This is a genomic window from Pseudomonas sp. XK-1 (genome assembly GCF_038069885.1).
Taxonomy (GTDB): Bacteria; Pseudomonadota; Gammaproteobacteria; order Pseudomonadales; family Pseudomonadaceae; genus Aquipseudomonas.
In genome coordinates this window covers 209,973-233,568 of record NZ_JBBPES010000002.1, presented here as the reverse complement: position 1 = coordinate 233,568, position 23,596 = coordinate 209,973, and the positions used below count along the sequence as shown (strand labels likewise).

19 protein-coding genes are annotated in these 23,596 nt (G+C 62.0%); 15 read left to right on the top strand and 4 right to left on the bottom strand.

Going from position 1 to position 23,596, the window contains the following annotated elements:
- The first annotated feature begins 29 nt into the window (after positions 1-29).
- From WMW70_RS06755 to fleR, 14 genes are all read left to right on the top strand, one after another.
- On the top strand, positions 30-719 hold the full coding sequence (locus tag WMW70_RS06755; RefSeq protein ID WP_341436756.1) for a class I SAM-dependent methyltransferase: 690 nt from the start codon (positions 30-32) through the stop codon (positions 717-719).
- Positions 716-1,912: a DegT/DnrJ/EryC1/StrS family aminotransferase gene (locus WMW70_RS06750; protein WP_341436755.1), complete on the top strand. Its 1,197-nt coding sequence runs from the start codon at positions 716-718 to the stop codon at positions 1,910-1,912. Before WMW70_RS06755 ends, WMW70_RS06750 begins: the two co-directional genes overlap by 4 nt.
- Positions 1,909-3,108: a DegT/DnrJ/EryC1/StrS family aminotransferase gene (locus WMW70_RS06745; RefSeq protein WP_341436754.1), complete on the top strand. Its 1,200-nt coding sequence runs from the start codon at positions 1,909-1,911 to the stop codon at positions 3,106-3,108. The genes WMW70_RS06750 and WMW70_RS06745 overlap by 4 nt, the downstream gene beginning before the upstream one ends.
- Positions 3,105-3,824: a WbqC family protein gene (locus tag WMW70_RS06740; protein WP_341436753.1), complete on the top strand. Its 720-nt coding sequence runs from the start codon at positions 3,105-3,107 to the stop codon at positions 3,822-3,824. Before WMW70_RS06745 ends, WMW70_RS06740 begins: the two co-directional genes overlap by 4 nt.
- Positions 3,825-3,878: 54 nt before the next feature.
- Positions 3,879-7,511: a glycosyltransferase gene (locus WMW70_RS06735; protein ID WP_341436752.1), complete on the top strand. Its 3,633-nt coding sequence runs from the start codon at positions 3,879-3,881 to the stop codon at positions 7,509-7,511.
- Positions 7,512-7,779: 268 nt separating this feature from the next.
- Positions 7,780-9,267: a flagellin gene (locus tag WMW70_RS06730; RefSeq protein WP_341436751.1), complete on the top strand. Its 1,488-nt coding sequence runs from the start codon at positions 7,780-7,782 to the stop codon at positions 9,265-9,267.
- A 72-nt stretch (positions 9,268-9,339) separates the two neighbouring features.
- A complete protein-coding gene (locus WMW70_RS06725) occupies positions 9,340-9,741 on the top strand; it encodes a flagellar protein FlaG (RefSeq protein ID WP_341436750.1) in 402 nt (133 codons plus the stop codon).
- A gap of 74 nt (positions 9,742-9,815) precedes the next feature.
- Entirely contained in the window at positions 9,816-11,543 is a 1,728-nt protein-coding gene (gene fliD / locus WMW70_RS06720) for a flagellar filament capping protein FliD (RefSeq protein WP_341436749.1), read from the top strand.
- Complete coding sequence (fliS, locus tag WMW70_RS06715) at positions 11,543-11,935, top strand: flagellar export chaperone FliS (protein WP_341436748.1); 393 nt, start codon at positions 11,543-11,545, stop codon at positions 11,933-11,935. The genes fliD and fliS (WMW70_RS06715) overlap by 1 nt, the downstream gene beginning before the upstream one ends.
- A gap of 72 nt (positions 11,936-12,007) precedes the next feature.
- Positions 12,008-12,388: a flagellar export chaperone FliS gene (gene fliS, locus WMW70_RS06710; RefSeq protein ID WP_341436747.1), complete on the top strand. Its 381-nt coding sequence runs from the start codon at positions 12,008-12,010 to the stop codon at positions 12,386-12,388.
- Positions 12,389-12,416: 28 nt separating this feature from the next.
- Positions 12,417-12,713: a flagellar protein FliT gene (gene fliT, locus WMW70_RS06705; protein WP_341436746.1), complete on the top strand. Its 297-nt coding sequence runs from the start codon at positions 12,417-12,419 to the stop codon at positions 12,711-12,713.
- 274 nt (positions 12,714-12,987) lie between these two features.
- The gene (locus WMW70_RS06700; RefSeq protein WP_341436745.1) at positions 12,988-14,460 is read left to right on the top strand and encodes a sigma-54 dependent transcriptional regulator; all 1,473 of its coding nucleotides are present in this window, start codon (positions 12,988-12,990) and stop codon (positions 14,458-14,460) included.
- A 186-nt stretch (positions 14,461-14,646) separates the two neighbouring features.
- Positions 14,647-15,858, top strand: a complete 1,212-nt coding sequence (locus tag WMW70_RS06695; RefSeq protein ID WP_445942115.1) for a sensor histidine kinase — start codon at positions 14,647-14,649, stop codon at positions 15,856-15,858.
- Between the two features lie 6 nt (positions 15,859-15,864).
- Positions 15,865-17,271, top strand: a complete 1,407-nt coding sequence (gene fleR, locus WMW70_RS06690; RefSeq protein WP_341436743.1) for a sigma-54-dependent response regulator transcription factor FleR — start codon at positions 15,865-15,867, stop codon at positions 17,269-17,271.
- Positions 17,272-17,490: 219 nt separating this feature from the next.
- Here fleR and lapD read toward each other — a convergent pair whose 3' ends face one another.
- From lapD to WMW70_RS06670, 4 genes are all read right to left on the bottom strand, one after another.
- Entirely contained in the window at positions 17,491-19,437 is a 1,947-nt protein-coding gene (lapD, locus tag WMW70_RS06685) for a cyclic di-GMP receptor LapD (RefSeq protein WP_341436742.1), read from the bottom strand.
- Between the two features lie 10 nt (positions 19,438-19,447).
- A complete protein-coding gene (lapG, locus tag WMW70_RS06680; protein ID WP_341436741.1) occupies positions 19,448-20,137 on the bottom strand; it encodes a cysteine protease LapG in 690 nt (229 codons plus the stop codon).
- An 81-nt stretch (positions 20,138-20,218) separates the two neighbouring features.
- Entirely contained in the window at positions 20,219-20,635 is a 417-nt protein-coding gene (locus WMW70_RS06675) for a YbaN family protein (protein WP_341436740.1), read from the bottom strand.
- 15 nt (positions 20,636-20,650) lie between these two features.
- Positions 20,651-21,238: a YecA family protein gene (locus WMW70_RS06670; protein ID WP_341436739.1), complete on the bottom strand. Its 588-nt coding sequence runs from the start codon at positions 21,236-21,238 to the stop codon at positions 20,651-20,653.
- Between the two features lie 170 nt (positions 21,239-21,408).
- On the opposite strand from WMW70_RS06670, the gene recQ reads away from it, so the two are divergent.
- Positions 21,409-23,535, top strand: a complete 2,127-nt coding sequence (gene recQ / locus WMW70_RS06665; protein WP_341436738.1) for a DNA helicase RecQ — start codon at positions 21,409-21,411, stop codon at positions 23,533-23,535.
- Positions 23,536-23,596: the final 61 nt, after the last annotated feature.

The following is a 23,596-nucleotide window of genomic DNA, read 5'->3' as shown; positions in this document are numbered from 1 at the left end:
TTAATCGCAGCAGGTAAGGGTGAACTCCCGTGGAATCAGATTTCAAGGAATATCCGAAAACCCTAGCTCCCGACGACTTCTGGGGGCAGATCAAGCGGTCGGTCAATGGCCAGCCGGTTTCGGAAGAGCAGATTCAACTGATAGTCGCGACCATCAAGGATGCGTTGGCCTTCCAGCCTGGCGACCGTCTGCTGGATCTGGCCTGCGGCAATGGCGCGTTGTCGCGCTACTTCTTCGACGACTGCGCCGAAGTCTATGGCGTGGATTATTCCGAGGTGCTGATCGAGGTGGCCAAGCGTTATTTCGAACAGCTGCCGCTGCGTCGTTTCGATCTGGCCGACGTCGGCGAATACATAGTCGCCGAGACCGACCCGGCGCGCTTCACCAAGGTGCTGTGCTACGGCAGCTTCCCGTATTTTCCCGAGGCCACTGCGCGTCTGGTGTTGACCACGTTGCGCCGCGACTACAGTCAGGTCGAGCGGGTGTTTATCGGCAATCTGCCGGACCTCGAGCGGCATCAGGATTTTTACACCGATGGCCGCGACCACAGCGCCGAGCTCAAGCACCACGATTCGAAAATCGGCATCTGGCGCAGCGCCGAGGAGTTCTGCCAGCTGGCCGCCGATTGCGGCTGGCAGGCGCATATCCAGCGCATGCCCAAGGGCTTCTACACTGCGCACTACCGCTATGACGCTCTGCTTGAGCGCGCGCGCCCATGATGGTCAAGTCCAGCTGCGATGGGCTGGCGCTTTTCGGCGGCCAGCCGCTGTTCGACCTGCCGCGCTCGACGTCGAGCCTGGTGCAGCCGGATTTCGAACGTTTCCTGGAGTATTCGCGGACCTTTTACGAGGCGCATCAGTTCACCAACAATGGGCCGCTGGTGCAGCAGCTGGAGCGGCGCTTGGCCGAGTTTCACCAGACCAGCCACTGCGTAACCTTTTGCAGCGGCTTCTGGGCGTTGGTCCTGGCGATCAAGTGCCTGGCGTTGCCAGGGCGGCGGGAAATCGTCATGCCTTCGCTGACTTACAGGCGCATGGCCGATGTGGCCGCCTGGGCTGACCTGGTTCCGCGTTTCTGTGACGTCGACCCGCAGACCCTGGCGCTGAGCGCCGACACCGTTCGGCCACACTTGAATGAGCAGACTGCGCTGATCCTCGGCGTGCATCCGATCATGAATTGCTGCGATGCCGTCGGGCTGGAAGCGCTGGCAGAGGAGAGCGGCATTCCGCTGTTTATCGATGCCGTCGAGTCGGTCTATGAAACCTATGCCGGACGCAAAGTCGGCAGCTTCGGCCGGGCCGAGTGCTTCTCCCTGCATGCGAGCAAACTGCTCAATGGTTTCGAGGGCGGCTATGTCACCACCAATGATGCAGAGCTGGCGGCCAAGCTGGTGCGCATGCGCGGCTTCGGTTTCTACACCCCGGACAACGTTCAGGAGCTGGGCATGAACGCCAAGCTCAATGAGGTACACGCGGCCATGGCCCTGGCCGGCTTGGATGGGTTGGATGCTCAGGTGGCGTGCAATCGCGAGCGCTACCTGGCTTATCGCCGGGAGCTGACGGGGCTGCCGGGTGTGCGCCTGGTCGAGTTCGACGAAAGCGAGCAGAGCGGCTTCAAGAACATCCTGATCGAACTGCTCGACGATTGGCCGCTGTCCAGGGCGCAGACCCTGAGCCTGCTCAACGCCGAACGCATTCTCGCCCGCGCCTATTATTCGCCGGCGCTGCACCAGAAACCCACCGATTACCCGACCATCGGCGGCTCGCTGCCGGTGACCGAGCGCCTTGCCGAGCGTTTTGTGCTGCTGCCTTGCGGCCATTTCGTCGACGAGCAGGACATCCACGCCATCGTCGCCATGCTGGGCTTTGTCCACGGCCATGCCGCCGAACTGCGCCAGAGGATCGCCGTATGAGTGCCGTCGAACTGGCCATCCTCGGTGCCATGCCGGCGTTCGAACAGCCGCTGCCGGTCGGCCAGCTGTATTTCCCCGAATGGTCCGCCTACGAGCAGGCCATGCGCGGCATCTTCGAACGCCAGTACTACACCAACCAGGGGCCGCTAACCCAGCAACTGGAGCAGGTACTGCAAGAGCGCCTGGGCGTGCGCCACGCCATTTGCGTCACCAATGCCACCATCGGCCTGTTGATGGCCGCCGATGCCCTGGGCTTGCGCGGCAAGGTGATCACCCCGGCGTTCTCCTTTATTGCTACCTCGCAGTCGCTGACCTGGGCGGGGCTGGAGCCGCTGTTCTGCGACGTCGACCCCCTGACTCATCAGCTCGACCCGATCCTGGTGGAAGCGTTGCTGGAAGACAATGACGTCAGCGCAATATTGGCGGTCAACCTGTGGGGCGATGTCTGCGCCCAGGACCCGTTGCGTCAGCTCGCCGATAGGCGCGGCGTGCCGCTGTATTACGACTCGGCCCATGCCTTTGGTTGCGCTGTGCAGGGCAGGGCGGTCGGCAACTTCGGTGCCCTCGAAGTGTTTTCCTTCCACGCCACCAAGGTGTTGAGCGCCGCCGAAGGCGGTTGCGTGTGCACCAACGACGATGAACTGGCCGCACGCCTGCGCAATATCCGCAGCAGTTACGGTGCCGGGCACCCGGTGCATGTCAGTCGCACCGCCAACGGCCGTATGTCCGAGGCGCAGGCGGCCATTGCCTTGCTCAGCCTGAATAGTTTCGCCCAGACCCTCGAACGCAACCGGGGCATTTTCGCCGCCTACCGCGACGCCTTGGCCGGCTTGCCGGGCTTGCGTCTGATCGAACCGCAGGCGGTGAGCACGACCAATTACCAATATGTGGTCTGCGAAATCGACGCCGAACGCTTCGGCCTCAGCCGTGATGAGCTGCAGGCGGTGCTGCGTGCGGAAAACGTGCTGGCGCGGCGTTATTTCTACCCCGGCATTCACCGCTGCACGCCCTATGACGAGCTGTATCCTGAAGCAGCCGAACGCCTGCCGGTGACCGAGGCGCTGTGTGCCAAGGTGCTGCAGCTGCCGATCGGCCAGCCGGTAGATGTGACCGGCGCGCGGCGCATCGGCCAAATCATCCGTGCCGCCCAGGAGCAGGCCGCCCGCGTTCGCCGCAGCCTGGGGGGGCGGGCGTGAAGCTGGGCATCATGCAGCCGTACTTTTTCCCGTACCTCGGGCACTTCGCGTTGATCGCCCATACCGAGCGCTGGGTGGTGTTCGATGTCAGCCAGTACACGCCCAAGTCCTGGATGAGCCGCAACCGCGTGCTGCACCCGCAGGCCGGCTGGAACTACGTCAACGTGCCCTTGACCAACTCCTCCATCGCTATCGCTACCCGCGAAGCGCGCGTGCAGGATCTGCCCAAGACCCGCGCCAGTGTGCTCGGCAAACTGACCCACTACCGGCGCAAGGCGCCGTTCTACGAGCAGGTGGTGCAGTTGGTGAACCGCACTTTCGACGCTGTGGCTAACGATTCGCTGGTCGACCTCAACGTGCAAGGGTTGGTGGCGGTCTGCGCCTATCTAGAGTTGCCGTTCGACTATGCGATCTGCTCGGAACTGAACCTGGAGCTGCAACATATCGACAGCCCCGGTGGCTGGGCGCCGGCGATCAGCCGGCAGTTGGGCGCCAGCTTCTACCTGAACCCGCCTGGTGGCCGTGACCTGTTCGAGCCAGAGGATTTCGCCCGCCATGGCATCCGGCTCGGTTTTCTGCAATTCGACGAGTTTCGCTATGACACCGGGCCCTATGCCTTCGAACCGGGGCTGTCGGTGCTCGACGTGTTGATGTGGAACAGCCCGCAGCGGGTGCGCGAAGTGCTGACCAGCCACGCCCATATTCTCGATGCTTGAAATGAAGCGCATGGCCTGCGCGCCATTCGTACAGATTCATTAAGGAAGTCGCCCGTGAGCAAACAACCCTTCGTCAGTATCGTGATTCCCACGTTCAAACCACGGCACTTCGAGGCGGCGCTGCTCAGCGCCCTGGCCCAGAGTTACCAGCCGCTGGAAATTCTGGTCAGTGACGACTGCCCGGACGAGGGTATCCAGCGCATTCTCGAACGCCATCTCGGCCACAGCCGCCATCCGATCCGGGTGATCCGCAACCAGCCGGGGCTCGGCGGCTTGATGAACTACACCCAGTGCGTGGTCGAGGCCAAGGGCGAATTCGTCAAATTCCTCAACGATGACGACATTCTGCTCAACGACTGCATTGCGCGCATGGTCGAGGCCTTCGAGGCCAACCCCGATGTCAGCCTGGTGAGCAGCCGGCGCTTGTTGATCGACGAATCCGGCTTGCCGCTGCCGGACGTGCCGGCAACCTGCTGTCCGTTCGACCAGGACAGCATCCTCAACGGCAACGACCTGATCGCCTACCTCGCCGATGCACCGATGAACTTTATCGGCGAGCCGAGCACGGTGATGTTCCGCCGCGCCCATCTGGCCGAGATCAAGCCCAACGTCTGCTGCCTCAATGGGCAAACGGTGCGAGCGATCAATGACCTGGCGATGTACGTGAATGTGCTGCGCCATGGCAGCCTGGCCTATCTGTGCGAGCCCTTGTCGTGCTTTCGCAAGCATGCCGAACAGCGCCAACAGCAGGGCGACATGCTGCCGCTGTGGCAGAAAGGCGTGCAGGTATTCACCGCTCAGATCCACGCCATGGGCCTGTACCACCCGCGCCCGGATGCCCAGGTGCGTTGCCGTACGCTCGGCAGCCCGGCCGAAGCGTGGCAGGATTTTCCGCTGCGTGATCGCCTGGCCGAGGCGGCCAAGCGCGCCGAAGCGTGTCAGGCGGTTAGCAGCGTAGCGCCAGCCCCGAGCGGATTCGCACCGCTGCGCGATGCCGGCGGTGTGTTGCAGGAGCCGGCGCGCGATGGCATCCGCATGTGGCTGGACATGCGCCTGCCCACTGCCGTGCAGGAACGCATGATCGCTGAGTACCTTGAGGCCAACCGCGGCGGGCCGACCTTCGGCATCCTGCTGCTGGACCTGCAAGGCGAAGTCGACAAAGTACGGGCGACGCTCGACAGCCTGGCTGCGCCGGAGCATCGCTACGCACGCTTACAGGTAATGGTGCTCAGCACTGGCGCGGCGGCTGAGTTGGAGGTCGCCGATCCGCGCGTACGCTGCCTGCGGGTGACGGCTGGCGGGTATGTCGAGACGCTTAACCAACTGCTCGCCGAGGCGGATTTCGACTGGGCGATACTGGCCCAGGCCGGCGATCAGTTCACCGCCAGCGGTTTACTGATGATGGCGCTGGAACTGCTGCATGCCGGTGCCAGCTGCCGGGCGGCCTATGGTGACGAGTTGCTGCGCTCGGCCAATGGCCTGGGGCCGGCATTTCGTCCGGGCTTCAACCTGGACATGTTGCTCAGCTTCCCGGCCGGCATGGCCCGGCATTGGCTGCTGCGCCGCGATGTCATCATCGAAGCCGGTGGTTTTGCTGTGGAGTACGCAGGGGCCTTGGAATTCGAGCTGATCTTGCGCTTGATCGAGCAGGGCGGTTTGACCGGCTTCGGCCATATCGACGAGCCCCTGGTCATCACCGATGCCCCTCGGCTCGAGGATCAGCCGGCGGAGCGCGCGGCCATCCTGCGGCATCTGGCCAGTCGCGGTTATCAGGCCGAGCTGCTGCCGCACTTGCCGGGTCGCTACCGCATCCGCTACGGGCATCAGACCCAGCCACTGGTCTCCATCATCATTCCGACCAAGGACCAGTTGCCGATCCTGCAACGCTGCGTGGAAAGCCTGCTGGAGAAGACCCGCTACCCGCACTACGAACTGCTGATCGTCGACAACAACAGCGAAACCCCCGAGGCGTGCGAGTGGCTGGCCGGTATCGAAAGCCTGGGCGAGGCGCAGTTGCGCGTGTTGCGCTATCCGCACCCGTTCAACTACGCGGCGATCAACAACATGGCCGTGGCCCATGCGCGCGGCGAGTACCTGGTGCTGCTCAACAACGACACCGCGATCATCCGCGAGGACTGGCTGGACGAATTGCTCAACCACGCCCAGCGCCCCGAGGTCGGCATCGTCGGTGCCAAGCTGCTCTACCCGGACGGGCGCATCCAGCACGCCGGGGTGTTGCTCGGCCTGCGCGGCCCGGCCGATCACCCTTTTATCGGCGAGCCGATGGACGCGCCCGGCTATATGCAGCGCTTGCAGATCGATCAGAACTACAGCGCGGTGACCGCCGCCTGCCTGATGATCCGCAAGTCGGTGTATGACCAGGTGGAGGGGATGGACGAGCAGGCGTTCAAGGTTTCCTACAACGATATCGATCTGTGCTTGAAGGTCGGTGCGGCGGGTTATCTCAATGTCTGGACGCCCCATGCCGTGCTGTTGCACGAGGGCAGCGTCAGCCAAAAGAAAGTCGACCCGGCCTCGTTAGAGGCCAAACGCAAACGCTTCGCCGGCGAGCAGGACGCCATGTACGCCAAGTGGTTGCCGGTGCTGGCCAGCGATCCGGCCTATAACCGCAACCTTTCATTGAATGGTAAAGGCTTTGAAATCGAGCCGGACCCCGGTCTGACCTGGCGGCCGCTGTCCTGGCGGCCGTTACCCGTGGTCCTGGCGCACCCGGCCGACCCCTGGGGTTGCGGCAACTACCGCATCATCAAACCGTTCCAGGCATTGCGCGACGCCGCGCTGGTCGATGGCATGCTCTCGGAAGGTTTGCTGCAGGTGGTCGATCTGCAGCGCTACGACCCCGATGTGATAGTGCTGCAGCGGCAGATCGGTGATGAGCGGCTGGAGGCCATGCAGCGTATCAAGCAGTTTTCCCGGGCCTTCAAGGTCTACGAGCTGGACGATTACCTGCCCAACTTGCCGATCAAGAGCTTCCACAAAATGCCCAAGGACATTATCAAGTCGATGCGCCGTGGCCTCAGCTATGTCGACCGTTTCGTGGTGTCCACCGCGCCGCTTGCCGACGCATTGTCCGGTTTTCACCCGGATATCCGGGTGATCGAGAACCGCTTGCCGGTGGAGTGGTGGCAGGGGCTTTCCAGTCGGCGTCAGCGCGGGCACAAACCCCGCGTGGGTTGGGCCGGCGGCATTGGGCACAGGGGCGACCTGGAGTTGATAACCGATGTGATTCGCGAATTGGCAGGCGAGGTCGAATGGGTGTTCTTCGGCATGTGCCCAGAAAAAATTCGTCCTTACGTGCATGAAATCCACGTAGGTGTCGATATAGATGATTACCCCGCGGCGCTGGCCGCTCTGGATCTCGATCTGGCGCTGGCACCGGTCGAACAGAACCTGTTCAACGACTGCAAGAGCAACCTGCGTCTGCTCGAATACGGTGCCTGTGGTTATCCGGTGATCTGCAGCGATGTGCTGTGCTACCGCGGTGATTTGCCGGTCACCCGGGTGAAGAACCGCTTCAAGGATTGGGTGGATGCGATTCGCATGCACATCAACGACCTGGATGCGACGGCTGGGATGGGCGATGAACTGCGCGCTCAGGTAATGGATAAGTGGCTGTTGCAGGGGCGCAATGTCGAAGCCTGGCGTGCAGCCTGGTTACCAGACTAGGTTCTGGCGGGTTTGGATGAGCCAGAATGGGCCGCAATGATTGCAAAATGCCTGTCGGAAACTCGGCAATTCCGCTTTTTTACCACTTTTCCGATGCTAACTTATTGTCGGGAAAGCAGAAAAAAACTTCAGGCAAGTTTCTAAAGCTTCCCCAAGGAGCGCCGATACAAAGTACGAATGCGAACTCAATGGGGCGTCTGAGCAAAAGCAGACCCAAAGCTCGCAGGCTCAGACAAACTAAGTAGCACGGTCCTTTGGAGGCAATACCATGGCCCTTACAGTCAATACCAACGTAGCGTCACTCAACACTCAGCGTAACCTCAACTCCTCGTCCAAAGGTCTGGATACTTCGCTGCAGCGTTTGTCCACCGGCTTCCGCATCAATAGCGCCAAAGACGATGCCGCTGGTCTGCAAATCTCCAACCGCCTGACCAGCCAGATCAATGGCCTGAACGTAGCGGTACGTAACTCCAACGACGGTATCTCCCTGTCGCAGACCGCTGAAGGTGCTCTGCAGCAGTCCACCGGTTTGCTGCAGCGTATGCGTGACCTGGCTCTGCAATCGGCCAACGGTTCCAACGGCGCAACCGAGCGTGCCGCTCTGCAAGGCGAAGTTGCCCAGCTGCAACAAGAACTGGATCGCATCGCCGACACCACCAGCTTCGGTGGCCGCAAGATTCTCGATGGTACCTTCGGCTCCCAGAGCTTCCAGGTTGGTGCAAACGCCTACGAGACCATCAACGTATCGATCGGCTCGGCCGATGCCAGCCGCATCGGTGTCAACCGTTTCGATAGCTCTGGCGTTGCTGCCGCCGCATCGGCTTCGGGCTTCAGTGACCTGAGCGCCTCCGGTCAAGGCTACCAGGGTGCCAGCGGTACCATCACCGGCAAACTGGGCACCGCGGATTTCAGCTACTCCGCAGGCTCCAGCGCTCGTGACGTTTCCCAGGCGATCAACAGCAAGTCCGACACCACCGGTGTCACCGCTAACGCCCGCACCGTAGCGCAGCTGTCCGGTGTGTCCAGTGGTACTACATCCTTCACCCTGTACGGCTCGAACAACGCCGACGCCGATTCCGGTGTGACCATCTCCGCCAACATCACCGACGCCACCGACCTTTCGGCCCTGGCTGACGCGATCAACAAGGAAACCGGCAGCACCGGTATCGCCGCACGCTCCTTGGGCGACACCATCGAGCTGGTCAGCGAGCGCGGCGACTCGATCATCATCGACGCCTTCCAGGATGGTGCCGGGGATGGCGCCACCCTGCAGTCCTACGACTTCGAAGGGACCGAGGCAGGTGACGTGATCGGTGCGGCGGCTACCATCGCAGCAGCAGGCGGTGCCCGCGCTGACGGTGTGGTTCGTCTCGAAGCGGCAGATGCCTTCTCGATGACCAACCTGGATGCCACCCTCGGTACTGATGGCTTCAGTGAGCTGAACTCGGTAGCGGATATCGATATCAGCACCGCCGAAGGCGCTCAGAACGCCCTGGGTGTGGTCAACGGTGCGATCTCCAACATCGACAGCCAGCGTGCCCAGCTCGGTGCGGTACAGAACCGCTTCGAGAACACCATCTCCAACCTGCAGAACATTGCAGAGAACGCTTCGGCTGCCCGCAGCCGGATTCGCGACACTGACTTCGCTGCGGAAACCTCGGAGCTGACCAAGAATCAGATCCTGCAGCAAGCCGGCACCGCGATTCTGGCCCAGGCCAACCAGTTGCCACAGGCTGTACTTAGCCTGCTCGGCTAAGGGCAAAAGCGCTAGACTGCGGGGAGAAGGGCTCAGCTCTTCTCCCCGTTCCCTCTTTGTGAGGAGAAATTTATGGACATCGGCTCAATACAGAAACCGCTTATTCAGGTCGCAACTCGCGAGTCTGCGCGTTTAGCACCGGACGAAGCCACACGAAACAAGGCTTCGTCATCGGGCGCAAGCGAGATTGGCGAGGAGCCGGTGACCGGCACGTTCAAGCCCGGAACAGCGGTTGAGGGCGGTAACGCCAGCCGCGAGCAGCTAGAAGACGCCGTCGCATCCATCCAGGATTTTGTGCAGTCGGTTCGCCGCAGCATCAATTTCTCGGTGGAAGAAACCAGTGGCCGAGTCGTGGTCAAGGTTACCGATGCGGGCTCTGGCGATGTGATCCGGCAAATACCTTCTGAAGAAGCCCTGCAATTGGCAGAGAATCTTTCGGAGGTCCGCAGTTTGTTGTTCAAAGCTGAAGCCTAGCGTTTCGCTGGCACGGCTTTTGACTGCGTAATACCTATTGGCATTGCGCCGTCACTATTTTGGCGAGGTGAATCATGGTCGGGATTACGGGCGTAGGCTCAGGAATCGATATCGACAGTATCGTAAAGGCTCTGGTCAATTCGGAGCGCGCTCCCAAGGAGCTGCAGCTAAACCGACTTGAAAAGACCACCACCTCGCGTATCTCTGCTCTCGGAAGTCTGCGTTCGGTTGTTGGTGAACTCAGTTCGGTGCTGCAGAGCCTCAATAAAGCTTCTGCATTTCAAAAGCAGACGGTTTCCTCCTCCAGCTCATCGGTGCTCACGGCGACCGCCAGTGGCGACGTGCCGGTCGGTAAGTTCAGCCTGCAAGTGCAGCAGCTCGCGTCCGGCAGCAAGGTGGCGTTGTCTTCGGTCACCGGCGGTTCGGCGGCCACCTTCAACTCTGGCTCGCTTACCGTTAGCGTTGGCACCAGTAGCTTCGATGTGGATATCAACGACAGCAACAACAGCCTGCTCGGTGTGCGTGATGCGATCAACACTGCAGGAGCGAGTACAGGCGTCAGCGCCAGTATCGTTACCGACGCTTCCGGCTCGCGTCTGATCCTCAGCTCTTCGAAAACTGGTGAGGGCAACGATATCCAGATTGCCGCGAGCCAGGACGGCGTCACTCAAGGTGCCAACGCGCTGAATGCATTGACCTTTTCCGCGGGCAACAGCACCGCGCAACTGCCACTGGTGGCGGGCGGAGCGGCAGCGACCTTCAAGGCCGGCACGCTGAATATCGACAGTGGAGCGGTCAACCTGGCCGTGGCCATAGGTGCGGACGATTCGCTTGATACGATCCGTCAGAAAATCAACACCGACGGGGCGGCTCAGGGTATCAGCGCCACGATCGAAACCGTCGATGGCGGCTCGCGTCTGGTCATTCAGTCGAGCAACGGCGAGGATCTCAGCGTTACGGCGACCACCGATGATTTGAGTACCGGCGATAACAGCCTGACCACCCTGGCGTCCACCGTCGACAGTGACAGCAAATCGATCGATACGGCGAAATCCGCGATGTTCACCGTCGATGGCTTGTCGGTGGTGAAGCTGAGCAACACCGTCGACGACGTGATCGAAGGCATCACCATCAATCTGGTCAGCGCACAGTCGGCCGACGACATCGCGGCGAATAAGACCATCGACATCACGGTCGCCCAGGATAAGGGTACGGTTCGTGGCAACCTGCAAAAGTTCGTCGACACCTATAACAAGCTGGTGCAAACCACCAATGAGCTGACCACAGTCGTGCCCGTTGGCGAAGGCAAGGCACCCGTGACCGGCCCGCTGCTGGGCGATACCTCGATCCGTAACCTGCTCAGCGGGATGCGCAAGGAGCTTGTGCAATTGGGCGACAGCCTGGGTGTGCAATCGCTCGCCGAGCTGGGTATTACCACCCAGAAAGATGGCAAGCTGAGTATCGACTCGGCGAAGCTGGACAGCGCGCTCGTTGGCAAGTACGACAAAGTCTCCGAATTTCTCTCGGGAGAAGGCGGTTTGATGGGCCGCCTGGAAGCCGTGGTTAAGCCTTATCTGGGGACTGATGGGGTATTCCAGCAGCGCGAAAACGGTCTGCAAACCACCATCAGTAGCATCGACAAACAACGTGAAGCGCTGACCCTGCGGATCGAGAAGGTACAGGCGCGTCTATACGCCCAATACAATGCCATGGACTCCTTGGTCGGCCGGCTGAAGCAAACCAGCGAAAGCCTGGCCAATCAACTGGCCAGTTTGCCGGGCTTCGTGAAAAAGGATAACTAATGAACAAGCACCCCATCGACACTTACAAGCAGGTCAAGACCAGCCACGATGTATCGCCGTATCGCACCGTGCAGATGCTGCTCGATGGTGCCTTGCAGCGAGTGATGTTGGCCAGGCACGCTCAGCTCGAAGGCGATACCGAGATTCGTGGTATGGCGGTGGGCAGCACCATCACCATTCTGGGTGCCTTGCAAGCAGGTTTGGATAAAAAGCTGGGCGGCGAAATTGCCGAGAACCTCGACTCTCTTTACGACTATATGACCCGCCGACTGGCCGGTGTTGCGCTGGACGACACGCCGCGCACCCTGGACGAAGTCCAGGCCTTGTTGGGGCAGATCAAGGCTGCCTGGGACGCCATCGGGCCAGAAGTGGAGCCCACTGCGGCAAACTGATTTCAGCGTTAAAGCTTTAGGCTGCAGCGCCGATACCCAAGGTATCCAGCATGCAGAATAGCGAGAGCGACAATGAACGCGATGGCGGCCCTCAAGCAATATCAAACCGTTAACACTCAAGCTCAGGCCGTTGATGCCAGCCCCCATCGTCTGATCCAGATGCTGATGGAAGGCGGTCTGACCCGTATCGCTCAGGCGCGTGGTGCCATGGAGCGTCAGCAGACGGCAATGAAGGGCGAGTTGATCGGCAAGGCCATCGGCATCATCGGCGGTCTGCGCGAAGGGCTGAATCTCGAGCAGGGTGGTGAGGTGGCTGCCAACCTGGATCGTCTGTATGAATACATGGCCAATCGCTTGCTTGAAGCCAATGTGCAGAATGACATGGCACCGCTGGACGAAGTGGCGGGCCTGTTGCGTAATGTGAAATCCGGCTGGGATGTCATTGGCCAGTAATGACGTTTCAGGTCTGAGGAGTAGGTTCATGAGTTCATCCGTCCAGCGACTGCAAGAGACCGGCACTGCCTTGCGCACTGCACTGGCTACACAGGATTGGGCTGCCATCGGCGAGCTGGATCTGCAGTGCCGGCAAGCCGTGGATGAGGCCATGGTCGAGGCGTTAAACGATGAAGGGGCATTGCGTGCGCGTATGCAGGAACTGCTGGATCTTTATCGTGAACTGGTCAGCGTATGTCAGGCCGAGCAGCAGCGGCTGTCCCGCGAGCTGCTGCAATTGAACCAGTCCCAACAGGGGGCCAAGGTTTACCAGCTGTTCGGTTAAGCGTGCCCCGGTTGCTTGAGGCGCAGCTATTCGCTGTAACAGGCACAGTTGAGCACCTGTTTTCCAGGTGGCCAGTCCTGGCTGCCTGTATCGATTGAATTCCCTTCTTTGCTAAAAGCGCCGCTTGATTATTCTTCAAGCTAAGCAAAAAAATCACGCCATAAAATTGACTAGCAACAGAAAATTGACTTAACTAGTGGCCAATTACTGGCGCTTGGCTGGGCGGCTTGAGGGTACCAGGCGCATTTTTTCACTCCAGGATTCGATAAATATTATGTGGCGTGAAACCAAGATTCTCCTGATTGACGATAACAACGAGCGCCGTCGAGACCTGACGGTGATCCTGAGTTTTCTCGGTGAAGACTATCTGGCCTGTGACAGCGCTAGCTGGCGTGAAACGGTGGCCGAGCTTGAGTCCAGCCGCAGCGTTTTGAGCGTGTTGTTGGGCGAGGTGCAGGCGAAGGGCGGCGTGCTGGAGATGCTCAAGCAGGTGGCGGCCTGGGATGAATTTCTACCGACCCTGTTGCTCAATGAGCAGGTGGCACCTGAATGGCCTGAGGAACAGCGCCGCAGCGTGCTGGCGACCCTGGATATGCCCCTGAGCTACAACAAGTTGCTCGACTCCCTGCACCGCGCCCAGGTCTACCGGGAAATGTATGACCAGGCCCGTGAACGTGGTCGTCAGCGCGAGACCAACCTGTTTCGCAGCCTGGTCGGTACCAGTCGGGCCATCCAGCAGGTGCGGCAGATGATGCAGCAGGTCGCCGATACCGAGGCCAGCGTGCTGATTCTGGGCGAGTCTGGCACTGGTAAGGAGGTGGTGGCGCGCAACCTGCACTACCACTCCAAGCGTCGCGAAGCGCCTTTTGTGCCGGTCAACTGTGGCGCGATTCCGGCCGAGTTGCTGGAGAGCGAACTATTCGGTCATGAGAAGGGGGCTTTTACCGGGGCCATTACCAGCCGCGCCGGCCGTTTCGAACTGGCCAATGGCGGCACCCTGTTTCTCGATGAAATTGGCGATATGCCGCTGCCCATGCAGGTCAAGCTGCTGCGTGTGCTGCAGGAGCGCACCTTTGAACGGGTGGGCAGCAACAAGACCCAGAGCGCCGATGTGCGCATCATTGCCGCCACCCACAAGAACCTCGAGAAGATGATCGAGGACGGCACTTTCCGCGAAGACCTCTACTATCGCCTGAATGTCTTCCCGATCGAGATGGCCCCGCTGCGCGAGCGTATAGAAGATATCCCGCTGTTGATGAACGAGCTGATCTCGCGCATGGAGTTCGAGAAGCGCGGTTCGATCCGTTTCAACTCCGCCGCCATCATGTCGCTGTGTCAGCACGACTGGGCGGGCAACGTGCGCGAGCTGGCCAACCTGGTCGAGCGCATGGCGATCATGCATCCCTATGGGGTCATCGGCGTGGGCGAGTTGCCGAAGAAGTTCCGTCATGTCGATGACGAAGACGAGGGCATGGTGGCCAGTCTGCGCGACGAGCTGGATGAGCGCGCCACCCTGATGGCCGGCTTGCCGGGTGTCGATTCGGTGGCCATGCTGCCGCCCGAAGGGCTGGACCTGAAGGACTACCTGGGCAACCTGGAGCAGGGCCTGATCCAGCAGGCACTCGATGATGCCAGTGGTGTGGTGGCGCGTGCCGCCGAGCGTCTGCGCATTCGTCGCACGACCCTGGTGGAGAAAATGCGCAAGTACGGCATGAGCCGCCGCGACGAGGATGGCCTGGACGATTAAGACCCGCATGCCGGCGAAATCGTCAGTGACTTGGCGTTTGCCACCCCGATAGAGCCGAAGGTTTGACACTGCCTTCGGCTTTGTTTTTTAAGGCATTGATATATAAGGATTATTTTTTAGGCACGGGTATTGCTATCTCTCTTGCAACTGACTGTCTGATGACGGCTCGCTGCGCGAGAGAGAATGATGAACATCCACCCTAAAACTCCCGAACAATCCGAAGCGGCTCCCGCGCCGGTCGAGCAGGCCAGCCGTGAAGGGCTTGAGCAGGCCTTTGCCCTGTTCAACCAGATGTCGACCCAGCTCAGTTCTTCCTACAGCATGCTTGAAGCCCGGGTTACCGAGCTGAAGGGGCAGCTGGCCCTGGTCAGCGCCCAGCGTATGCAGGAACTGGCCGAGAAGGAGCGCCTGGCTAACCGCTTGCAAAGCCTGCTGGATCTGCTGCCGGGCGGGGTTATCGTCATCGATGGCCAGGGAGTGGTGCGGGAAGCCAATCCGGTGGCGCGCAACCTGCTCGGACAACCCCTGGTGGGCATGCTCTGGCGTCAGGTGATTGCGCGCAACTTTGCCCCACGCGAAGACGACGGCCATGAAATCTCCCTCAAGGACGGCCGGCGTCTGTCGATTGCCACCCGCTCGTTGCGCGCCGAGCCCGGGCAGCTGGTGTTGCTTACTGACCTGACGGAAACCCGCCGCCTGCAGGATCAGTTATCCCGTCATGAGCGCCTGTCCGCCCTGGGGCGCATGGTCGCCTCCCTGGCCCATCAGATCCGTACTCCGCTGTCGGCGGCGCTGATCTATGCCAGCCATTTGACTGAGCAGGTGCTGCCGGTCGAGCAGCAGCAGCGTTTTGCCGGTCGCCTGAAAGAGCGCCTGCACGAACTCGAGCACCAGGTGCGCGACATGCTGATCTTCGCCCGGGGCGAGTTGCCCCTGCCGGATCGTATTGCCCCCGGGGCGTTGTTCGAGGCGCTGCGTGCTGCAGCCGAACCCCATGTGCAGGGCATGCAGGTACGTTGGCAGTGCGATAGCCGCGAGGGCGAGCTGCTGTGCAACCGCGACACCCTGGTCGGCAGTCTGCTCAACCTGATTGAAAATGCCATTCAGGCCGCCGGACGCGAGGCGCGGCTCAAGGTGCACCTGTACAGCCGCGGGCAAGTCCTGCGCCTGTGTATCAGCGACGATGGGCCGGGTATCGACCGCGCCACCCTGGCGCGCCTCGGCGAACCCTTCTTTACCACCAAGACCACGGGTACCGGGCTCGGCCTGGCGGTGGTCAAGGCCGTGGCGCGCGCGCACCAGGGCGATGTGCAGCTGCGCTCGCGTCCGGGACGCGGTACCTGCGCCATTCTGACGTTGCCGCTGCTTGGCGCGACGCACCCCTTGATTCAGGAGTAAACAGCCATGGCTGCCAAAGTTTTGCTGGTCGAAGACGACCGCGCCTTGCGCGAGGCGCTGGCCGATACCCTGTCGCTGGGCGGGCATGCCTTTCGCGCGGTGGATTGTGCCGAAGCAGCCCTGCTGGCGATTGCCGAGGAGCCCTTCGGCCTGGTGGTCAGCGACGTGAATATGCCGGGCATGGATGGTCATCAATTGCTTGCGCAGATCCGCCAGCGTCAACCGCAATTGCCGGTGCTGTTGATGACCGCCTATGGCGCGGTAGAGCGGGCGGTGGATGCGATGCGCCAGGGGGCGGCGGATTATCTGGTCAAGCCATTTGAGCCCAAAGCCCTGCTGACGCTGGTCGACCGACATGCGCTGGGCCGTCTGAGCGCGGCGGAGCAGGATGGCCCGGTGGCCGTTGAGCCGGCCAGCGTGCAGTTGCTCGAACTGGCCAAGCGGGTGGCGCAGAGCGATTCCACTGTATTGATCAGCGGCGAGTCCGGTACCGGCAAGGAAGTGCTGGCGCGCTACCTGCACCAGCAGTCGCCGCGGGCCAGCAAGCCCTTTATCGCGATCAACTGTGCGGCGATTCCCGACAATATGCTCGAAGCCACGCTCTTCGGTCATGAAAAGGGTGCCTTTACCGGTGCCATCGCCAGTGCCCCGGGCAAGTTCGAAATGGCCGAGGGCGGCACCATTCTGCTTGATGAGATTTCCGAAATGCCCCTGGGCTTGCAGGCCAAGTTGTTGCGGGTGCTGCAGGAGCGTGAGGTGGAGCGGGTCGGCGCGCGCAAGACGATCACCCTGGATATTCGCGTGCTGGCCACCAGCAACCGCGACCTGGCCGGCGAAGTGGCGGCGGGGCGCTTCCGTGAGGACCTCTACTATCGCCTGTCGGTATTCCCCCTGGCCTGGCGACCCCTGCGCGAGCGTCCGGCGGACATCGTGCCGCTGGCCGAGCGCTTGCTGGCCAAGTACGTGAAGAAGATGAACCATTCGCCCATCCGCCTTTCGGCCCAGGCGCAGCAGAGCCTGGTCAGCCATGCCTGGCCGGGTAACGTGCGCGAGCTGGACAACGCCATTCAGCGGGCGTTGATCCTGCAGCAGGGTGGTTTGATCCAGCCTCAGGACCTGTGCCTGTCGGCTCCCATCGGTGCGGCGCTGTCGTCGGTGCCACAGCAGCCGATGCTGGCGGTGGTGCCCAGCGCAGCCGCCGCTGTGGAGCCGCCGTCGGCCGAAGCTGGTGCCCTGGGCGACGACCTGCGTCGGCATGAATTTCAGATGATCATCGACACCCTGCGGGCCGAGCGTGGCCGGCGCAAGGAAGCCGCCGAGCGCCTGGGCATCAGCCCGCGTACCCTGAGGTACAAGCTGGCGCAGATGCGTGATGCGGGAATGGATGTGGAAGGTTATCTGTTTGCCAGCTGAGCCTGCTTACTCTCGGTGATTGTGCTTGCAGGTTGTAGGAACGGGCCATGGCCGCGAAGTCGCTATCGCGGCCATGGCCCGTTCCTACGCTTAGAACTGTGGATGATGCTCTTTTCATCCACCATAAGGTCGCTGTTGGTGGATGGGTAAAGCGTCATCCACCCTACGCCTGATCGCGAGTGCCCGTGTAGCCGGATGTAATCCGGGCTACGACTCTTATTAATCCTGCCACGGCATCGGCGCGCCCAGCAGGCGGCCCATGGCCCCGTACAAGCCCAGTTCCTTGAGCACCGCGAGCTCGCCCTCGGTTTCCACCATCTCGGCGATCAAGGGCAGGTCGATGCTGTTGGTGGCGCGAAATACCGCCTCGATAAACATGCGCTTGTCGCTTTCCTGGTCGATGGCACGGATATAGGTGCCATCGATCTTCAGGTATGCCAGGCCCAGGTGGGTCAGGTTGCCGATCAGGCTGAAGCGCCCACCGAAGTGCTGCAGGCCCAGGCTGAAGCCGGCCTCGCGGATGGCCTGGCTGAGGCTTTCCAGCTCGGTCGCCGGCGGCAAGTGGCGTTCGTCCACTTCCAGAGTCAGCAGGGGGGCCTGCTGCGGGTGCTGCCTGAGTATTTCCAGCAGGCGCTTGAGGCTGTTCGGTTCGCGCAGCGTCGCCGCCGACAGGCTCAGTGCCAGGGGTTGGGGGTGCTGGGCCAGGTGCGCCAGGCTGTGTTCGAGCATGGCCAGGTCGAAACGTGCGGTCCAGCCCAGGCGTTCGATCCAGGGCAGAAAACGCCCGGCGGCGATGGCCTCGCCCTGCGGGTCGAGCAGGCGGGCGAGGACCTTGTGGTGCAGCACTCGGCTGCGGTCGGCGCACTGGGTCACCGCCTGGAAATACAGCTGCAACTTGCCCTGGTGCAGGGCGTCGTCGATCCAGGCTCGCCATTCATGCAGCCCCTGGCTGGGCTGGGCGTTGTAGTCGTCCAGGCGTATCCAGTTGCGACTCGGGTCGTTCTGCGCCTGGGCCAGGGCCTGGTCGGCACGGCCTATCACCTGGCTGGCCTGCTCGCCAGGGCGAAAGGCGGCGATACCCATATGGGCTACCGGGGTACAGTCGCTTGCGCCAGTCTGGCGCAGGCTTTCCAGGCCGCTGTGCAGTTCGTCGGCGAGCAGGTCAGCCTCCTCGCTGCCAATGCCGGGGGCAAGCAGACTGAATTCACCGCCGCGGCTGCGCGAGGCCAGCCAGTCGGCGCGGGTGGCCTGGCCCAGCAGGCGTTTGAGCAGTTCGCCGATGGCAGCGATCAGGGCATCGGTGCGCTGGCCGCCCAGGCGTTGGTTAAGGCCGCCCAGGTCGTTGACCCGCAGCAGTAGCAGATAGCCCTCGGCGTTCTGTTCGGAAACCATCAGCTGGTTGGCCAGGCAGATGTCGAACAGGCGGCGGTTGGCCAGGCCGGTAATGCTGTCCTGGTAGGCTTCCTCGCGCAGTTTCTCGCTGCGCGCGGCTTCTTCGGCGAATAGAGTCTTGAGCTTTTCCACCATCTGGTTCATGGCGGTGACCACCCGCTTGAGTTCCGGGGTGCGCGGCACCTTGGGCAGGGTCATAAACTCACGGCGGGTAATCGCCTGGGCCTGTTGCACCATGTTGTCCAACGGGCGCAGTTGGGTGCGCAGCAGCCAGCCGCCGAGGATGGCGCTGACCAGGCCGCACAGCAGCAGCCAGAGCAGGCTGCCGATGGCGCTGTCCCAGAGTTTGGCCAGTGCGAACTGCGGGTGGCTCAGCACTTCGACCCGTGCGGCCTGTTCCCAGCCGCGCATGATCAGGGCGTCGCCGCCTTGGGGCTGCAGGTTGACCAGCTCGCTGAACCAGGCGGGTACGGTGTCCACGGTGTTACTGCTGCTGCGTTCGACCACCACCCGGTCATCGGGAATGCTCACCACGCGGATGCTGGTGAAGTAGCCGCTGTCGAAGATCGAACTGACCATCAGCTCGATCATCGCCGGGTCGTCGACATGGGGCGTCATCGACAGCCCCAGGGCGGTGGCGGCGTCCTGAGCATGGGAGCGCAGTTGGCTGATCAGCTGTTCCCGCGAGCTCTCCACCCCGGCGATAAAGCTACCGGTAAAGGCCACCACCAGAAACAGGCAGATGGCGAGAAATAGCTGCTTGAGTAAAGACATGGTGTTCCTCCTAGCCTTCGCCGATGGCGAAGCCCTCCGCGCGCATTTTTTTCAGGATGTCCTGCCAGCGCGAGAGCCTTTTGGTGTCGCTCTTCTTGCTGCTGGAACCAGGCAAATACAGCCCCTCGGCATTGAAGGCATACACCGGCAGCAGGTCTTTGCGCTGCGAGGCCGGCTTGATCTGGTTGATCAGGTTGTCGAGGACCAGGGGTTCGGCGCGGGGACTGGCGTAGTAGGTCAGCACCATGTGCGCCTGGTTGTAGTTGAGCGCCTTGACGTAGGTGATGCGCAGCTTGTCACTGGGGATGCCGAGGCGGCGCAGGGTGAAGTACTTGGCGATGGAGTAGTCCTCGCAATCGCCGGCCCCCTTGACCAGCATCTCGATGGGCGTTGCCCAGTAGTCGTTGACCTGCCACAGGCGGATGTCGTCGACAAAGCGGATCTGACGGTTGAAGAAGCGGTTGACCTCGCTGAGCTTGTCCTGCTCGCTCAGCTCGGTACCGCTCTTGATCAGCGCCTCCCAGGCCTGAATCCGCTGCTTGGCTGCGCCCAGGTTGCCGTAGCGGCTTTCGGCATTGCCCAGAATCAGGCCGAAATCCCAGTTGGCCAGGGCACTGCTCAGCCCGATAAGCAGCACCAGCCCAAGCAGCGTCCTGTGCAGGTGTTTCGGCCATCCATGGTTGGGCTGACGTGGCTGCATTTACCGCGCCTCGGTCAAAGATGGGGAAAGTCTAGGCGTTACTTGAGCATTCTGCCGGGCGCGAGGGGGTAGGCGGCAGGTTTAGCGCCTGGCCGGGTCTGCGGACCTGCTCAGGGTCTTCTGCTTGAGGATATAGATGCTCACCAGTACGGCGCTGGTCAGCATAAACAGGCGTGCCCAGAACAGCGGCACCAGATAGCTGGAGATGCCGATGCTCAGCCACATCAGGCCGATGGCGTAGACCTTGCCTTTGAGCGGGATGCCCTGACCTTCGAGGTAGTCGACTATCCAGGGGCCGAGCTGGCGGTGGTTGACCAGCCACAGGTAGAAGCGCCGCGAGCTGCGCATAAAGCAGGCGGCGGCCAGCAGCAGGAAGGGTGTGGTCGGCAGTACCGGGAGGAAAATGCCCATCACCCCGAGCGCGACACTCAGCCAGCCGATGGCCTGCAGGGCGTAGCGCGCAGCAGGGTTGCGCAGAACCTGGATATCCCGCGCCATGTTTATGGCGCGATCTTAATGATGGCGCGGCTTGAGCAGCGCCGGCTTCTCTTCCGGGGCGTGGCACAGCAGAAACAGGGCGGTCAGCAGTTCCGGAATCTGTTCGACCATGCTGTCCACCAAGTCGCGATCGCGGGCGATCTCGGCGAACTCTGGCTGCTCGTCGAACAGGCCGGAGGCGACCATGATCGGCAGCAGCAGCTCGCTGACTTCGTCTTCGGCATCGTCGAACCAGGCGGCTTCGCGCAGGAACACTCCTTCCATAAAGCCGATGCACCAGCCGCGCAGGTCGGAATCGTCCGGCTCGATACCCAGGTCGAGTTCGCAGGGCACTTCCGGGTCGTCGTCGCTGGCCAGTTGGCGGGCGATATGGCTTTGCAGCTGCACCAGCGTCGCTTCGACTTCTTCGCGCTCGGCGTCGCTGCGGTAATGCGGTGGCTCGGAGAACAGCGCGTCGATCCATTCGCGCTCCGGTACCGGGTCCGGACAGATCGACAGCGCGGTCAGGTAGCCGTGGGCGGCGATGTAATCCAGTGCCTCTTCATGCAGCTCATCGGCATCGAGGAAGGCTTGCAGGCGGGAGAGTTGCTCGGCGAAGGACATCGGGGGCTACCTTGAAGGAGTAAACGAGGATGAATTCTAGTCTAGCGCGACTTGAGCGGCCATAGCTCGCGCTAAAACCAGGGAAGTGGCCGGTCTTGAGGCTGTTACAGATGCAAATCCTGCCGGGCGAGCACTTGCGTATAATGCGCCGCTCGCTTTGGAGACCCGCCATGCTCGATCACGCACAACGCATCCTTAAAGACGTTTTCGGCTACGACAGCTTCCGTGGCCGTCAGGGGGCGATTATCGAGCGCGTGGCCGGCGGCGGCGATGCCCTGGTGCTGATGCCGACCGGTGGCGGCAAGTCGCTGTGCTTCCAGGTGCCGGCCCTGCTGCGCGAAGGCCTGGCGGTGGTGGTTTCGCCGCTGATCGCGCTGATGGACGATCAGGTCGCCACCCTGGATGAGCTGGGCGTGGCCGCGGTGGCGCTGAACTCCACCTTGAGTGCCGACGAGCAGCGGCTGATTGCCGAGCGGATCAAGCGCGGCGAGATCAAGATGCTCTACCTGGCCCCCGAGCGGCTGGTGCAGCCGCGTATGCTGAGCTTTCTGCAGAACCTCGACATTGCCCTGTTCGCCATCGATGAGGCGCACTGCGTGTCGCAGTGGGGCCATGACTTCCGCCCGGAATACCTGCAGCTGGGCCAGCTGGCTGAACTCTTCCCTCATGTGCCGCGCATCGCCCTGACCGCTACCGCGGATATGCGTACTCGCGAGGAAATCGTTCAACGTCTGCATCTGCAGGATGCCGAACGCTTCCTGTCGAGCTTCGACCGGCCGAATATCTTCTACCGCATCGTGCCCAAGGAGCAGCCGCGCAAGCAGTTGCTGAGTTTTCTTGCGGCGCGCAAGGGTGATGCCGGCATCGTCTATTGCCTGTCGCGCAAGAAGGTCGAGGAGGTGGCGAGTTTTCTCTCCGAACAAGGTTTCCCCGCGCTGCCTTACCACGCCGGCTTGGCCAATGAGCTGCGCGCCTATCATCAGAAGCGCTTTCTCAACGAGGAAGGCCTGATCATGGTGGCCACTATCGCCTTCGGCATGGGCATCGACAAACCCAACGTGCGCTTCGTCGCCCACCTCGACTTGCCGAAATCCCTGGAAGCCTATTACCAGGAAACCGGTCGCGCCGGCCGTGACGGCCTGCCGGCAGATGCCTGGATGGCCTACGGCCTGCAGGATGTGATCTTCCTCAAGCAGATGCTCAACAACTCCGAGGGCGATGAGCGGCACAAGCGGGTCGAGCAGCACAAACTCGATGCCATGCTGGCCCTGTGCGAGGAAACCCGTTGTCGGCGTCAGGCCCTGCTGGCGTATTTCGATGAGGACATGCCGCAACCCTGCGGCCATTGCGACAACTGCACCGATGGCGTGCAGACCTGGGATGCCACAGAACCGGCACGTCAGGCTCTGTCGGCGATCTACCGCAGTGGCCAGCGCTACGGTGTCGGTCATCTGGTGGACATCCTGCTGGGGCGCGATAATGAGAAGATTCGCGGCGTCGGGCATCAGCATCTCTCGGTATTCGGCGTCGGCAAGGCGTTCAGCGAGGGCGAGTGGCGTTCGTTGTTCCGCCAACTGGTGGCACGCGGCCTGGCCGATGTCGATCTCGAAGGCTTTGGCGGGCTGCGCCTTTCCGACAGTTGCCGGCCTTTGCTCAAGGGCGAGGTGAGCTTGCAGCTGCGCCGCGATCTCAAACCGCAACAGAGCGCCAAGGCCTCCAGCAGCGCCGCCAGCCAGCTGGTGCGCGGTGAGGAACGCGAGCAGTGGGAAGCTTTGCGCGCCCTGCGGCGCAAGCTGGCCGAGGAACATGGGGTGCCGCCCTATGTAATCTTCCCCGACGCCACCCTGCTGGAGATGCTGCGCAGCAAGCCCAGTACCCTGGCCGAAATGGCGCGGGTCAGCGGCGTCGGCGCGCGCAAGCTGGAGCGTTATGGCGAGGCCTTCCTTGCCGTGCTCGGTGGTGAGGCCGAAGCGCCGCGGGCGGTGGTTGATCTGCGCCACGAGCTGGTCAGCCTGGCCCGCGCCGGGATGACCCCGGCGCAGATCGCCGGCCAACTCGGCTGCAGCGAAAAGAATGTCTACGGCCTGCTGGCAGAGGCCATCGGCCGTCAGCAACTGTCCCTGGAGCAGGCCCTGGATCTGCCCGAGGAGTTGCTGGGCGAGATTCAGGATGCCTTTCTCGATGGCGAGGGCGAGTTGCCGGCGGTCGCGGTGCTCAGTGAGCGGTTTGTCGGGCGCGTCGAGCTGGGCGTGCTGCACTGCGTACGCGCCGCCCTGCAAGCCGAATTCGAGGCCTGAGAGCTGCGCTTGGACCCGGGAGCCGCTTGTGGCTGTGGTGGCGAGCAGCTAAGGTGATTTC

Bases quoted from the DNA above. Each gene is read 5' to 3' on its own strand.
- WMW70_RS06695 (WP_445942115.1), top strand. From the start codon at position 14,647: ATGAACATCCACCCTAAAACTCCCGAACAATCCGAAGCGGCTCCCGCG.
- fliS (WP_341436748.1), top strand. From the start codon at position 11,543: ATGAACAAGCACCCCATCGACACTTACAAGCAGGTCAAGACCAGCCAC.
- lapD (WP_341436742.1), bottom strand. From the start codon at position 19,437: ATGTCTTTACTCAAGCAGCTATTTCTCGCCATCTGCCTGTTTCTGGTG.
- WMW70_RS06750 (WP_341436755.1), top strand. From the start codon at position 716: ATGATGGTCAAGTCCAGCTGCGATGGGCTGGCGCTTTTCGGCGGCCAG.
- WMW70_RS06670 (WP_341436739.1), bottom strand. From the start codon at position 21,238: ATGTCCTTCGCCGAGCAACTCTCCCGCCTGCAAGCCTTCCTCGATGCC.
- fliS (WP_341436747.1), top strand. From the start codon at position 12,008: ATGAACGCGATGGCGGCCCTCAAGCAATATCAAACCGTTAACACTCAA.
- WMW70_RS06700 (WP_341436745.1), top strand. From the start codon at position 12,988: ATGTGGCGTGAAACCAAGATTCTCCTGATTGACGATAACAACGAGCGC.
- recQ (WP_341436738.1), top strand. From the start codon at position 21,409: ATGCTCGATCACGCACAACGCATCCTTAAAGACGTTTTCGGCTACGAC.
- lapG (WP_341436741.1), bottom strand. From the start codon at position 20,137: ATGCAGCCACGTCAGCCCAACCATGGATGGCCGAAACACCTGCACAGG.
- fleR (WP_341436743.1), top strand. From the start codon at position 15,865: ATGGCTGCCAAAGTTTTGCTGGTCGAAGACGACCGCGCCTTGCGCGAG.
- WMW70_RS06745 (WP_341436754.1), top strand. From the start codon at position 1,909: ATGAGTGCCGTCGAACTGGCCATCCTCGGTGCCATGCCGGCGTTCGAA.
- WMW70_RS06725 (WP_341436750.1), top strand. From the start codon at position 9,340: ATGGACATCGGCTCAATACAGAAACCGCTTATTCAGGTCGCAACTCGC.
- fliT (WP_341436746.1), top strand. From the start codon at position 12,417: ATGAGTTCATCCGTCCAGCGACTGCAAGAGACCGGCACTGCCTTGCGC.
- WMW70_RS06675 (WP_341436740.1), bottom strand. From the start codon at position 20,635: ATGGCGCGGGATATCCAGGTTCTGCGCAACCCTGCTGCGCGCTACGCC.
- fliD (WP_341436749.1), top strand. From the start codon at position 9,816: ATGGTCGGGATTACGGGCGTAGGCTCAGGAATCGATATCGACAGTATC.
- WMW70_RS06730 (WP_341436751.1), top strand. From the start codon at position 7,780: ATGGCCCTTACAGTCAATACCAACGTAGCGTCACTCAACACTCAGCGT.